General features: G+C 66.2%; 12 protein-coding genes. All 12 read right to left on the bottom strand.

Annotated elements, in window-relative coordinates:
* Nucleotides 1–339: 339 nt before the first annotated feature.
* Nucleotides 340–2,040: an urease subunit alpha gene (gene ureC / locus L6D89_RS05270; protein ID WP_236171347.1), complete on the bottom strand. Its 1,701-nt coding sequence runs from the start codon at nt 2,038–2,040 to the stop codon at nt 340–342.
* Between the two features lie 127 nt (nt 2,041–2,167).
* Nucleotides 2,168–2,473, bottom strand: a complete 306-nt coding sequence (locus tag L6D89_RS05265) for an urease subunit beta (RefSeq protein ID WP_236198994.1) — start codon at nt 2,471–2,473, stop codon at nt 2,168–2,170.
* Nucleotides 2,470–2,976, bottom strand: coding sequence for a GNAT family N-acetyltransferase (locus L6D89_RS05260; protein ID WP_236198993.1), 507 nt, complete (start codon nt 2,974–2,976; stop codon nt 2,470–2,472). The genes L6D89_RS05265 and L6D89_RS05260 overlap by 4 nt, the downstream gene beginning before the upstream one ends.
* A 73-nt stretch (nt 2,977–3,049) precedes the next feature.
* The gene (gene ureA, locus L6D89_RS05255; protein ID WP_236171350.1) at nt 3,050–3,352 is read right to left on the bottom strand and encodes an urease subunit gamma; all 303 of its coding nucleotides are present in this window, start codon (nt 3,350–3,352) and stop codon (nt 3,050–3,052) included.
* 1 nt (nt 3,353) lies between these two features.
* On the bottom strand, nt 3,354–4,187 hold the full coding sequence (locus tag L6D89_RS05250; protein ID WP_236198992.1) for an urease accessory protein UreD: 834 nt from the start codon (nt 4,185–4,187) through the stop codon (nt 3,354–3,356).
* A 306-nt stretch (nt 4,188–4,493) separates the two neighbouring features.
* Nucleotides 4,494–4,946, bottom strand: a complete 453-nt coding sequence (locus L6D89_RS05245) for a GNAT family N-acetyltransferase (protein ID WP_236198991.1) — start codon at nt 4,944–4,946, stop codon at nt 4,494–4,496.
* A 230-nt stretch (nt 4,947–5,176) separates the two neighbouring features.
* Nucleotides 5,177–5,875 carry an urea ABC transporter ATP-binding subunit UrtE gene (gene urtE, locus L6D89_RS05240; protein ID WP_236198990.1) on the bottom strand — a complete coding sequence of 233 codons (699 nt, stop codon included), beginning with the start codon at nt 5,873–5,875 and terminating at the stop codon, nt 5,177–5,179.
* A gap of 151 nt (nt 5,876–6,026) precedes the next feature.
* Nucleotides 6,027–6,881, bottom strand: a complete 855-nt coding sequence (urtD, locus tag L6D89_RS05235) for an urea ABC transporter ATP-binding protein UrtD (RefSeq protein WP_236198989.1) — start codon at nt 6,879–6,881, stop codon at nt 6,027–6,029.
* Complete coding sequence (gene urtC / locus L6D89_RS05230; RefSeq protein ID WP_236198988.1) at nt 6,878–7,957, bottom strand: urea ABC transporter permease subunit UrtC; 1,080 nt, start codon at nt 7,955–7,957, stop codon at nt 6,878–6,880. Before urtC ends, urtD begins: the two co-directional genes overlap by 4 nt.
* Before the next feature lie 133 nt (nt 7,958–8,090).
* A complete protein-coding gene (gene urtB / locus L6D89_RS05225; protein ID WP_236198987.1) occupies nt 8,091–9,680 on the bottom strand; it encodes an urea ABC transporter permease subunit UrtB in 1,590 nt (529 codons plus the stop codon).
* 164 nt (nt 9,681–9,844) lie between these two features.
* Nucleotides 9,845–11,113 carry an urea ABC transporter substrate-binding protein gene (gene urtA / locus L6D89_RS05220; protein ID WP_236198986.1) on the bottom strand — a complete coding sequence of 423 codons (1,269 nt, stop codon included), beginning with the start codon at nt 11,111–11,113 and terminating at the stop codon, nt 9,845–9,847.
* 237 nt (nt 11,114–11,350) lie between these two features.
* Nucleotides 11,351–11,944: a MarC family protein gene (locus L6D89_RS05215; protein WP_236171358.1), complete on the bottom strand. Its 594-nt coding sequence runs from the start codon at nt 11,942–11,944 to the stop codon at nt 11,351–11,353.
* Between the last annotated feature and the right edge of the window lie 307 nt (nt 11,945–12,251).

The raw sequence follows: 12,251 nt of genomic DNA, 5'->3' as shown, positions 1-12,251 counted from the left end.
CGCTAGGAGCCGTTCACTGGCTGAAGATCGGAAGCTTGGGCTTCCAAGAGCGGATCCTTCCTGCACCGGGAGATGGCGCCTGATCGCGTCAGGCAGGGGGAGGGCAGGGTTCCGGACTTCAGAGCCCTGCCCGACCCGCAGCGGAGGGGGCGCGCGGGGTCAGTGGGCTCATTGTTCAGCGGGTGTTCAGTTGGCCGAATAAGACGAGTCTTAATCGGGGTACTGCGGCGGGAGGGATCGGGAAAAGCTTGATATATGGCAATGGACATTCGCGTACCGGGCATTGCGCTCGGTACGCGGGCGTGCCTCGTCGAGGGACTCCATCAGAACAGCCGCTCTTCAGAAGAGAAAGTACCGCTGCGCCATTGGCAGCACATCGGCCGGTTCACACCAGAGCAACTGCCCGTCCGCGCGCACCTGGTAGTTCTGCGCGTCCACCTCGATGTGCGGCAGGTAGGCGTTGTGGATCAGGTCGGTCTTCTGCACGCTGCGGCAGCCCTTTACCACGCCGATGGCCTTGCGCAGGCCGAGTTCGTGGTGCACGCCGAGGTCGAACGCCGCCTGGCTGATGAAGGTCAGGCAGGTGGCGTGGCGGCTGCCGGCAAAGCTTGCGAACATCGGCCGGTAGTGCACGGGCTGAGGCGTCGGGATAGAGGCGTTGGCATCGCCCATCAGGCTCGCGGCAATGGCGCCGCCCTTGAGGATCAGGCTTGGCTTCACGCCGAAGAAGGCCGGGCGCCAGAGCACCAGGTCGGCCAGTTTGCCTACTTCGATGGAGCCCACTTCATGGGCCACGCCGTGGGTGATCGCCGGGTTGATGGTGTACTTGGCGATGTAGCGCCTGGCGCGGAAGTTGTCGTTGCGCGCGCCGTCGCCTTCCAGCGCGCCACGCTGCTTCTTCATCTTGTCGGCGGTCTGCCAGGTGCGCGTGATCACCTCGCCGACGCGGCCCATGGCCTGGCTGTCGGAGCTGATCATGCTGAAGGCGCCAAGGTCGTGGAGGATGTCCTCGGCGGCAATAGTCTCGCGGCGGATTCGCGACTCGGCGAAGGCCACGTCCTCGGCGATGCTCGGGTCCAGGTGATGGCAGACCATGAGCATGTCCAGGTGTTCGTCGATGGTGTTGCGGGTGAAGGGCCGGGTCGGGTTGGTCGAGCTGGGCAGCACGTTGGCGAAGCCGCAGGCCTTGATGATGTCCGGTGCGTGGCCGCCACCGGCGCCTTCGGTGTGGTAGGTGTGGATGGTGCGCCCCTTGAAGGCGGCCAGGGTGGTTTCGACGAAGCCGGACTCGTTGAGCGTGTCGGTGTGGATCGCCACCTGCACGTCGAGGCGATCGGCCACGGACAGGCAGTTGTCGATCGCCGCCGGGGTGGTGCCCCAGTCCTCGTGCAGCTTCAGGCCGATGGCGCCGGCGCGCACCTGTTCCTCCAGCGGCAGCGGCAGGCTGGCGTTGCCCTTGCCGGTGAAGCCGATGTTCATCGGGAAGGCATCGGCGGCCTGGAGCATGCGCGCCATGTGCCACGGCCCCGAGGTGCAGGTGGTGGCGTTGGTGCCGGTGGCCGGCCCGGTGCCGCCGCCGATCATGGTGGTCACGCCGCTCATCAGCGCTTCTTCGATCTGCTGCGGGCAGATGAAGTGGATGTGCGTGTCGATGCCGCCGGCGGTGAGGATCATGCCTTCGCCGGCGATCACTTCGGTGCTGGCGCCCAGGGCGATGGTCACGCCGGGCTGGATGTCCGGGTTGCCGGCCTTGCCAATGGCGGCGATGCGCCCGTGCTTGAGGCCGACATCGGCCTTGACGATGCCCCAGTGGTCGATGATCAGCGCGTTGGTGATCACCGTGTCGACCACTTCCGCAGCGCAGCCCTGGCCCTGGCCCATGCCGTCGCGGATGACCTTGCCGCCGCCGAACTTCACTTCCTCGCCGTAGACGGTGAAGTCCTTTTCCACCTCGACCCACAGGTCGGTATCGGCCAGGCGCACGCGGTCGCCGACGGTGGGGCCGAACATGTCGGCGTAGGCTTGTCTGCTGATCTTCATCGGGGCTCCCTGGTCAGTCCCTGCATTGACTCGGCCCTCACCCCAACCCTCTCCCGGAGGGAGAGGGGGCTGATCGGCGCGCTGCTTTTCTCCCTCTCCCCCTGGGAGAGGGTTGGGGTGAGGGCTCTCAGAGCGCCCCCATCACCCGTCCTGCAAATCCATAAACCTTCCGCTCGCCCGCCAACTCCACCAACTCCACCTCGCGGCTCTGCCCCGGCTCGAAGCGCACCGCAGTGCCGGCCGGGATGTTCAGGCGCATGCCGCGCGCCGCATCGCGGTCGAACAGCAGCGCATCGTTGCTCTCGAAGAAGTGGTAGTGCGAGCCGACCTGGATCGGCCGGTCACCGCTGTTGGCCACGGTCAGGCTCAGCGTGCGGCGACCGGTGTTGAGTTCGATCTCGCCGGCCTGGATGTCGTATTCGCCCGGGATCATGGAGCGCTCCGTGAGTCGAGGTTCAATTGCATGAAGGTCAGGTCCAGCCAGCGACCGAACTTCTGGCCCACCTGTGGCATCTGCCCGGTGGTGGCGAAGCCGAGGCGTTCGTGCAGACGAATTGACGCCGCGTTGCCGCTCTCGATGGCCGCAACCATCACATGCAGGCCCTGGGCGCGGGCACGCTCGATCAGCGCCTGCATCAGGATCGGGCCGAGGCCCTTGCCGCGTTGGTCGGCGCGCACGTAGACCGAGTGCTCGACGGTTTCGCGAAAGCCGTCGAAGGCGCGCCACGGGCCGTAGCTGGCGTAGCCCACCACTTCACCGCCGTCCTCGGCCACCAGCACCGGGAAGCCTTGCTGTGCACGCAGCGCGAGCCACTGGCGGCGGTTCTCCAGGTCGATGGCGATCTCGTTCCAGATCGCGGTGGTGTTGAGCACGGCGTCGTTGTAGATGTCGCGCAGACTGCCGAGGTCGGCTTGGCTGGCGTCGCGGATGAGCATGGCGGTTCCTCTGTTTCGTAGGGCGAATGAAGCGGTACGCTTCATCCGCCAATGTCTTTGCGCCGCAGCGCGATCAGGCAATGGGTTGGTGCACGGTGACCAGTTTGGTCCCGTCGGGGAAGGTCGCTTCCACCTGGATCTCGGGGATCATTTCCGCCACGCCTTCCATCACCTGTTCGCGGGTGAGCAGCGTGGTGCCGTAGTGCATCAGCTCGGCGACCGTCTGGCCATCCCGCGCGCCTTCGAGCAGCGCGGCGGAGATCAGGGCGATGGCTTCCGGATAGTTGAGTTTCACCCCGCGGGCGAGGCGGCGCTCGGCAACCAGGCCGGCGGTGAAGATCAGCAGCTTGTCCTTCTCGCGAGGGGTCAAATCCATCTCAGGTGCTCCAGATTCGGGGAGGAACGGCCTCGCGGCCGAGCAGCGCGGGTCGCAGCCGGCGCCAGAGTTCGATCAGCCAGGCGCGGGCGTGCAGCGCCTCATGGGCGAGGCAGCGGGCGACCACCAGGCCGGGCAGTTGGGTGAGGTTGCCGCGGCCCTGGCAGGGGATGGCGCGGCAGGCTTCGATGAGCGTCGCGTCGATCTGCCCGCTGGCGATCAGCGTGGCCATTACCGGGTGGCTGGCGAGGCCGATGGGCGAGTCGAGCAGACCGTCGCCGCCGTCCACGCGCTGGCGCTCGTGCCACAGGCGCTGGCCGTCGCGGCGGATATCCAGGGCGGCGGCGAAGTGGCCCTGATCGAAGCGCTCGCCGCTGGCCGGGCGGCCGAGGGCGATGATGTCCCAGTAGAACAGCCGGGCGTCGCTCTCGAGGTCGATGCCGGTAGCCAGCTCCGCCTGGGCGCCGGAATAGACGATGGTTTCCTGCGGCAGCCATTCCAGCGTGGCGCCTGCCGCCACGCGAATATCCAGGCGCTGCGTCGCCGGGCAGGCGGCGCGGTACCACTTGGCCGCGCCGGGGCTGGTGAGCTGCGCCCAGCTGTCCTTGCCCGCCTGGATCTCGAGTTTCAGCGTGTCACCACCGGCAATTCCGCCGGGCGGGTGGACGACGATGTGCTGGCAGACCTGCGGCCCTTCCGCGTACAGGTGCTTCTGCACGCGCAACGGGCCAAGATGCCGCCGGGTGACCGGCCGCGTGCTATCGCCGAAGCGAGCGTAGGCAAGCTCCAGCTCGGCATGCCAGGCGGGGTGGAAGAGGGTGGCCGGTGCGTTCATGGGCAGCTTCGAAACGAAGGATGCACTCGACAGAGCAAGCAGCGTGCCGGGATGCGCCAGGATAGTGCGTGGTCACTGCCCGGCTGTGTGCAGCACAGGCGCGGCGCGGGATTGACGCTGGCGGAGGTGATTGTCCGCGCGGTCAGGTATCGGCGCGGTTGCGGTGCGTTATCGACCATTGCGCACCATGTCGGTGCGTCGACTGTAGGAGCGAGCTTGCTCGCGAACGGATGATCAGACTAACGCTGGAGCCATCGGACAAACCGATGGTTCGCGAGCAAGCTCGCTCCTACAGAGAGCAGCGGCTCAGCCCAGCTGTTTGCGCATGTAAACCCGGCGGAAGCCGTTCTCCATGCGCCGCGCGTATTCCTGGTAGCCGTTCTTCGCGTACAGCTCGATGTTCTCCACCATGCGTTCGTTGGTATAGAGGTACAGCGACTGATAGCCCAACTGCACGGCGGTTTCCTCGGCGTGGATCAGCAGCCCGCGGCCGATGCCCTGGCCGGCGCACTCGGGCAGTACGGCAATGTTGTCGAGGAGGAAGCCTTCCTCGGTCTCGCGCATCACCAGCAGGCCGACGGGTATACCGTCCTGTTCGGCAATGAGCACGCGGTCCTCGGCGATGATGGCGTGATAGTCATCCAGCATCGGCCCCGGCTTGCGGCCGAGCTTGGGGACCCACTGGGCATAGGCGGCTGCCACGCAGACTGCGGCGAATCCGGCGTCGTCATTGACGGCGGGACGCAGGACGAGGGGCATGGCGAACTCCAGAAAAAACGAATACAGGGCCCAGCAGCTTGCCACCGGCTGCCGTCATGCGCCAGTGACAGGTCGTCTCGGGGGCTGGGTTCGCGAGGCCGAATTCGTTCCCTACGGATAAACGGCATTCCCCACATCCCTGTGGGTCACAAGCTCGCTCGTACAAGGAGCATGCAGGCCCGACCTGTAGGAGCGAGCTTGCTCGCGAACCGGCTCAGAATGCCGTCGCCTCAGATGGTCACCAGCCCTCGCACGCCCTCGGCTTCCATGTCCACGCCGCGGCCCTGCTGGACGATTTCCCCGCGGGACATCACCAGGTACTGGTCGGCCAGTTCGGCGGCGAAGTCATAGAACTGCTCCACCAGCAGGATGGCCATGTCGTCGCGTTCGGCAAGCTTGCGGATCACCGCGCCGATCTCCTTGATCACCGACGGCTGGATGCCTTCGGTGGGTTCGTCGAGGATCAGCAGGCGCGGCTTGCTGGCCAGCGCGCGGCCGATGGCCAGCTGTTGCTGCTGGCCGCCGGAGAGATCGCCGCCGCGGCGCTGCTTCATTTCCCTGAGCACAGGGAACAGCTCGTAGATGTGCCCGGGCACCGTCTTGGCCTCGCTGGCGCCGAAGCGCGACAAGCCCATCAGCAGGTTCTCCTCCACCGTCAGCCGGGGAAAGATTTCCCGCCCCTGCGGCACGTAGGCGATGCCCGCGTGCACACGCTGGTGCGGCTTGAACCCGGTGATCGGCTTGCCTTCCCAACTGACCTTGCCTTCCTTGGCCGGCACCAGGCCCATCAGGCAGCGCAGCAGGGTGGTCTTGCCCACGCCGTTGCGCCCGAGCAGGCAGGTGACCTCGCCGATCCTGGCGTCGAAGGACAGGCCACGGAGGATGTGGCTGCCGCCGTAGTACTGGTGGAGCTTGTCGACTTGCAGCATGTGCTTGTTCCTTGATCAGTCCTGAACGTGTGGCGTGCATCGGGAGCTGTTGGGTATCGCTGCGCTCCACGCCAACCTACGCCGTACCCTCCGGCGGGTGCATCCGTAGGATGGGTGGAGCGCAGCGATACCCATGCTGTGTCGGGAGCCGTCAGCGGCCGAGATAGACCTCGATCACCTGTTCGTTCGCCTGTACTTCCTCCAGCGAACCCTCGGCCAGCACATGTCCCTGGTGCAGCACACTGACGTGGTCGGCGATGCTGCCGACGAAGCCCATGTCGTGCTCCACCACCATCAGCGAGTGCTTGCCGGCGAGGGACTTGAACAGCTCGGCGGTGAACTCGGTCTCGGCATCGGTCATGCCCGCCACCGGTTCGTCCAGCAGCAGGAGTTTCGGCTCCTGCACCAGCAGCATGCCGATCTCGAGGAACTGCTTCTGCCCGTGGGAGAGCAGCCCGGCGGGGCGGTTGCGCGACTCGCGCAGGCGGATGGTCGTCAGTACTTCCTCGATGCGGTCCTTCTGCTCGCCGGACAGCTTCGCCCTGAGGCTGGCCCACACCGACTTGTCGGTCTTCTGCGCCAGTTCGAGGTTCTCGAACACCGAAAGCGCCTCGAACACCGTGGGCTTCTGGAACTTCCGGCCGATGCCGGCCTGGGCGATGTCCACCTCGCTCATGCGGGTGAGATCGAGGGTTTCGCCGAAGTAGGCCTTGCCGTTATCCGGGCGGGTCTTGCCGGTGATCACGTCCATCAGCGTGGTCTTGCCCGCGCCGTTGGGGCCGATGATGCAGCGCAGTTCGCCGACACCGATGTACAGCGTCAGGTCGCGCAGGGCGCGGAAGCCATCGAAGCTGACGTTGATGTCTTCCAGGGTGAGGATGGTGCCGTGGCGCACGTCCAGCTGGCCGCTGGCGCTGGAACCGAGGCCGATGGCATCGCGGCTGGCGCCCGGGTCACGGTTGGGATCGTAGGCCGGTTCCAGCATCAGGTGGGGGACCGCTCTCATTGCTCTTTCTCCCGCTTGATCAGGCCGAGGATGCCGCGCGGCAGGTACAGGGTGACGAGGATGAACAGCGCGCCGAGGAAGAACAGCCAGTACTCGGGGAAGGCCACGGTGAACCAGCTCTTCGCACCGTTCACCACGCCCGCACCCAGTAGCGGGCCGATCAGCGTGCCGCGCCCGCCGAGGGCGACCCACACGGCCGCCTCGATGGAGTTGGTCGGCGACATTTCGCTGGGGTTGATGATGCCAACCAGCGGCACGAACAGCGCGCCGGCCAGGCCGCAGAGCACGGCGCTCAGGGTCCAGACGAAGAGCTTGTAGCCGCGCGGGTCGTAGCCGCAGAACATCAGGCGGTTCTCCGCGTCGCGCAGGGCGGTGAGCACCCGGCCGAACTTGCTGCGCGCCAGGGCGAAGCCGATCGCCAGGCTCGCCGCCAGCAGCACGACGATGGCGATGAACAGCGCCACCCGCGTGCCCGGTGCGGTGATCGAAAAACCGAGGATGCTGCGGAAGTTGGTGAAGCCGTTGTTGCCGCCGAAACCGGTCTCGTTGCGGAAGAACAGCAGCATGCCGGCGAAGGTCAGCGCCTGGGTCATGATCGAGAAGTACACGCCCTTGATCCGCGAGCGGAAGGCGAAGAAGCCGAACACCAGGGCCAGCAATCCGGGCGCCAGTACCACCAGGCACAGTGCCCAGAGGAAGTGCTGGGTGCCGGCCCAGTACCAGGGCAACTCGGTCCACGAGAGGAAGGTCATGAAAGCGGGCAACTGGTCGCCGGCCGCCTCGCGCATCAGGTACATGCCCATCGCGTAGCCGCCCAGGGCGAAGAACAACCCGTGCCCGAGGGACAGCAGGCCGGCGTAGCCCCAGACCAGGTCCAGCGCCAGTGCGACGATGGCGTAGCAGAGGATCTTGCCAGTCAGCGTCAGGCCATAAGCGGACAGGTACAGCGCGCTGCTTTCCGGCAGCAGGTGCAGCAGCGGCAGGATCAGCAGCGCGACGAGCGCGGCGCCGACGATGCCGGCGGTGAGTTTCGGGCCGGCCTTTTGTGCGGCCGTGACGGTGAGTGGCTGGTTCACGAGTCAATCTCCCCGGCTTTCTGTAGGAGCGAGCTTGCTCGCGAACGGGATTTCCGGCGGCATCGATGCTGGGCAGGTTCGCGAGCAAGCTCGCTCCTACCAAGAGCAGTCAGTTCGAGCATGGGAGTCTTCATCAATCGATCACCCTCCCTTTCAGAGCGAAGAGCCCCTGCGGACGTTTCTGGATGAACAGGATGATCAGCGCGAGGATCAGGATCTTGCCCAGCACCGCGCCGATCTGCGGTTCGAGGATCTTGTTCGCCACGCCCAGGCCGAAGGCCGCCAGCACGCTGCCGGCGAGCTGGCCGACGCCGCCGAGCACCACCACCAGGAAGGAATCGATGATGTAGCTCTGGCCCAGGTCCGGCCCGACGTTGCCGACCTGCGACAGCGCCACACCGCCCAGCCCGGCGATGCCCGAGCCGAGGCCGAAGGCGAGCATGTCGACGCGGCCGGTGGGTACGCCGCAGCAGGCCGCCATGTTGCGGTTCTGGGTGACGGCGCGCACGTTCAGGCCCAGCCGTGTGCGGTTGAGCAGCAGCCAGGTGAGCGCCAGCACGAACAGCGCAAAGCCGATGATGACGATGCGGTTCCACGGCAGCACCAGGTTGGGTAGCACCTGGATACCGCCGGACAACCACGCCGGGTTGGCCACCTCGACGTTCTGCGCGCCGAACAGCACGCGCACCAGCTGGATCAGCACCAGGCTGATGCCCCAGGTGGCGAGCAGGGTTTCCAGCGGGCGGCCGTAGAGATGGCGGATCACCGTGCGCTCCAGTGCCATGCCGATGCAGGCGGTGACCAGGAAGGCCACCGGCAAGGCCAGCAACGGGTACAGCTCCAGCACGCCGGGCGCGTAACGCTGGCAGAGCAACTGCACCACATAGGTGGAGTAGGCGCCGAGCATCAGCATCTCGCCGTGGGCCATGTTGATCACGCCGAGCAGGCCGTAGGTGATTGCCAGACCCAGCGCGGCGAGCAGCAGGATCGAACCCAGCGACAGGCCGCTGAAGGCCTGGCCGAACAGGTCGCCCATCAACAGCCGTCGCTTCACCTGGCCGAGGCTGGTGGCGGCGGCAGTGCGGACGGACTCATCCGGCTCGACGGCAGGATCGAGGAGGTTTTCCAGTCGGGTGCGCGCCTGCGGATCGCCGGATTCGCCGAGCAGGCGCACAGCGGAGAGGCGCACCGCGGGCGCCGGATCGGCCAGCTGCAGGTTGGCCAGGGCCAGTTGCAGCGCGGCCTTGACGCCGGCATCGGACTCTTCGTTGAGACGGTATTCGAGGAGCGTGCGCTGCGCCGGGCGGGCGCTTTTCTGCAGTTGCCGTGCGGCGTCCAGGCGCACCTCGGGGTTGTCGGCGACCAACTGGTGGCTGGCCATGGCGGTATTCACCAGGCCGCGCAGACGGTTGTTCAGGCGCAGTTTGTCGGGCTCGCCGACCGGTCCCGCGCCACCCTCGGCGGCGTGGTACTGCTGGTCGTCGCCGAGGATAAAGGCGCGGTCCTGCGCGTCGAGGGCCAGGCGAGCGGACTGGATGGCTTCCAGCAGGGGCAGGCGATCGGCGTCGGGCGCGGCGGCCCATTGTTCGAGCAGTTTCGCGCGGCCGTCATTGTCGGCACTGGCGAAATCCTGCGCGGGGCCGGCGAAGGCGGGCAGCGCATAGAGCACGGCCAGCACGAGGGCGCAGGCGCGGAGCAGGCGGTGGAGAAAGGCAGTGGGCATCGTCATATCCCGGTACGCAGGAGTCTGGGATTCCCTCACCCCGGCCCTCTCCCGGAGGGCGAGGGGGAAGAGCGGAGCCGGAGTGCGGGCTGACAGTCCGCGCCGTCCGGTCCCCTCTCCCTCCGGGAGAGGGTTAGGGTGAGGGGCTTTCGCTTCCCGAAGGATCAGTCACTACGCACCGCGTAATCCGGCTTCTTGTCGTTGCCGGGAATGAACGGGCTCCACGGCTGTGCGCGGATCGGCTCGGGAGTTTTCCAGACCACGTTGAACTGACCGTTGTCCTCGATCTCGCCGATCATCACCGGCTTGTGCAGGTGGTGGTTGGTCTTGTCCATGGTCAGGGTGAAGCCTGATGGCGCCTTGAAGGTCTGCCCGCCCATGGCCTCGCGGACCTTGTCGACGTCGGTGCTGCCGGCCTTCTGCACGGCCTGCGCCCACATGTGGATGCCGACGTAGGTGGCCTCCATCGGGTCGTTGGTCACGGCGGTACTGTAGTTGGGCAGGTTCTTGGCCTTGGCGTAGGCCTTCCAGTCGGCGACGAACTTGCTGTTCTCCGGGTTCTTCACCGACTCGAAGTAGTTCCACGCAGCGAGGTTGCCCACCAGCGGCTTGGTGTCGATGCCGCGCAGTTCTTCCTCGCCCACGGAGAAGGCCACCACCGGCACTTCGGTGGCTTCCAGGCCCTGGTTGGCCAGTTCCTTGTAGAACGGCACGTTGGAGTCGCCGTTGACGGTGGAGATCACCGCGGTCTTGCCGCCGGCGGAGAACTTCTTGATGTCGGCGACGATGGTCTGGTAGTCGCTGTGGCCGAACGGCGTGTAGACCTCCTGGATGTCCTTGTCGGCCACGCCCTTGCTATGCAGGAAGGCGCGCAGGATCTTGTTGGTGGTGCGCGGGTAGACGTAGTCGGTACCGAGCAGGAAGAAGCGCTTGGCAGCGCCGCCGTCTTCGCTCATCAGGTATTCCACCGCCGGGATGGCCTGCTGGTTCGGTGCGGCGCCGGTGTAGAAGACGTTGGGCGACATTTCCTCACCCTCGTACTGCACCGGGTAGAACAGCAGGCCGTTGAGTTCTTCGAACACCGGCAGCACGGATTTGCGCGACACGCTGGTCCAGCAGCCGAAGACCACCGCGACCTTGTCCTGGGTCAGCAGCTGGCGCGCCTTCTCGGCGAACAGCGGCCAGTTGGAGGCCGGGTCGACCACTACCGCTTCGAGCTTCTTGCCGTTCACCCCGCCCTTGGCGTTGATCTCGTCGATGGTCATCAGCGCCATGTCCTTGAGCGAGGTCTCGGAGATCGCCATGGTGCCGGACAGCGAATGCAGGATGCCGACCTTGATGGTCTCGGCGGCCTGGGAGCTGAACGGGAACAGGCCGGTGAGCAGCAGGGCACTCACGGCCAGCGTACTTTGCAACAGCGGACGACGTTTCATCGCGGCAGCCTCCTTGGCTATCCAGGGGCGGGGAGTTGCCGGTGCGGCAGCTTCCCCGGAAATGGGGCGATCCTTGAGCGGGATCGAAGCTGCCATCGCAGCATCCGTGCCAAACAGGCAAAAGCCTTGGCGCAGATAGGCTGCACGCGATTTTCTGTCGAAATGGTGAGGTTTTTCAGTGCGCAGCTTTGGTGCGCAGAACGCCCTTTGGTGCGCGGCGCTCCCCAAAGGAGCGCGTCATTGCGGGAGGAAGTAGCCGCGCACGCCGGTCATGATGATCTGTGCGGCAAGGGCGCAGACGAACAGCCCCATCAGGCGGCTGACGATCATCAGGCCCTGCTCGCCGAGGACCTTCTCGATCTTGTCGGAGAGGTAGAGCGTCACCCCCACGGTCAGGCAGGCCAGGAAGATCGCCGCCAGGGCCTGCAGCTTGTGCTCCCAGTCCTGGTTCACGCCCATCACCAGCAGTGCACCGATGGTGCCGGGGCCGACGGTGATGGGAATGGTAAGCGGGACGATGGTGACATCCTGCTGCACGTTGTCCGCCTGCACTGCCGGGCGCCCCTGGGCCATGCCCAGGGCGGAGATGAACAGCACCGAGCCGGCGCCGATGCGGAAGGCGTCGGCAGTGATGCCGAACAGGGTGAAGATGTAGCGCCCGAACAGGTACAGCAGCACGCTGGCGATCAGCGCCGCCAGGGCCACGCGCCAGGCCATGCGCTTGCGATCACGCGGGGCGAAACCGCGGTTCAGGCTGATGAAGCACGACAGCACGAAGAACGGGCTGTAGAGCACCAGCATCTTCAGGTACACGCTGAACATCACTTGCATGGGAACGACTCGTCCGGATTGAGAGGGCGCGGCAGGGCAAAGCATAGCGGGTGGTTCGGCGGGCGGCATTGCGGCTGGGCAATTGCCCGTCCGGCCCATCAGGTTACGTGGGAGCGGACTCTGTCCGCGATCGATTCCGCATCGCGCCGGGGGGCCGATCGCGGACGGAGTCCGCTCCTACGCTCAGATTTGATCCGTGCCTGCAGGAGCGAGGGGGACGCCATCGTCATGGCTCGCGAACGGACTTGCCGGCGGCATCAGAGTTGAGCGAGTTCGCGAGCAAGCTCGCTCCTACAAGGCTATCTGG

Source organism: Pseudomonas pseudonitroreducens, from assembly GCF_021603645.1.
Classification (GTDB): domain Bacteria; phylum Pseudomonadota; class Gammaproteobacteria; order Pseudomonadales; family Pseudomonadaceae; genus Pseudomonas; species Pseudomonas pseudonitroreducens.
This window is presented reverse-complemented; position numbering and strand designations above follow the sequence as displayed.

What these genes read in the sequence shown, in the direction of transcription:
- ureC (WP_236171347.1), bottom strand. Translation starts at nt 2,040, where the DNA reads ATGAAGATCAGCAGACAAGCCTACGCCGACATGTTCGGCCCCACCGTC.
- L6D89_RS05265 (WP_236198994.1), bottom strand. Translation starts at nt 2,473, where the DNA reads ATGATCCCGGGCGAATACGACATCCAGGCCGGCGAGATCGAACTCAAC.
- L6D89_RS05260 (WP_236198993.1), bottom strand. Translation starts at nt 2,976, where the DNA reads ATGCTCATCCGCGACGCCAGCCAAGCCGACCTCGGCAGTCTGCGCGAC.
- ureA (WP_236171350.1), bottom strand. Translation starts at nt 3,352, where the DNA reads ATGGATTTGACCCCTCGCGAGAAGGACAAGCTGCTGATCTTCACCGCC.
- L6D89_RS05250 (WP_236198992.1), bottom strand. Translation starts at nt 4,187, where the DNA reads ATGAACGCACCGGCCACCCTCTTCCACCCCGCCTGGCATGCCGAGCTG.
- L6D89_RS05245 (WP_236198991.1), bottom strand. Translation starts at nt 4,946, where the DNA reads ATGCCCCTCGTCCTGCGTCCCGCCGTCAATGACGACGCCGGATTCGCC.
- urtE (WP_236198990.1), bottom strand. Translation starts at nt 5,875, where the DNA reads ATGCTGCAAGTCGACAAGCTCCACCAGTACTACGGCGGCAGCCACATC.
- urtD (WP_236198989.1), bottom strand. Translation starts at nt 6,881, where the DNA reads ATGAGAGCGGTCCCCCACCTGATGCTGGAACCGGCCTACGATCCCAAC.
- urtB (WP_236198987.1), bottom strand. Translation starts at nt 9,680, where the DNA reads ATGCCCACTGCCTTTCTCCACCGCCTGCTCCGCGCCTGCGCCCTCGTG.
- urtA (WP_236198986.1), bottom strand. Translation starts at nt 11,113, where the DNA reads ATGAAACGTCGTCCGCTGTTGCAAAGTACGCTGGCCGTGAGTGCCCTG.
- L6D89_RS05215 (WP_236171358.1), bottom strand. Translation starts at nt 11,944, where the DNA reads ATGCAAGTGATGTTCAGCGTGTACCTGAAGATGCTGGTGCTCTACAGC.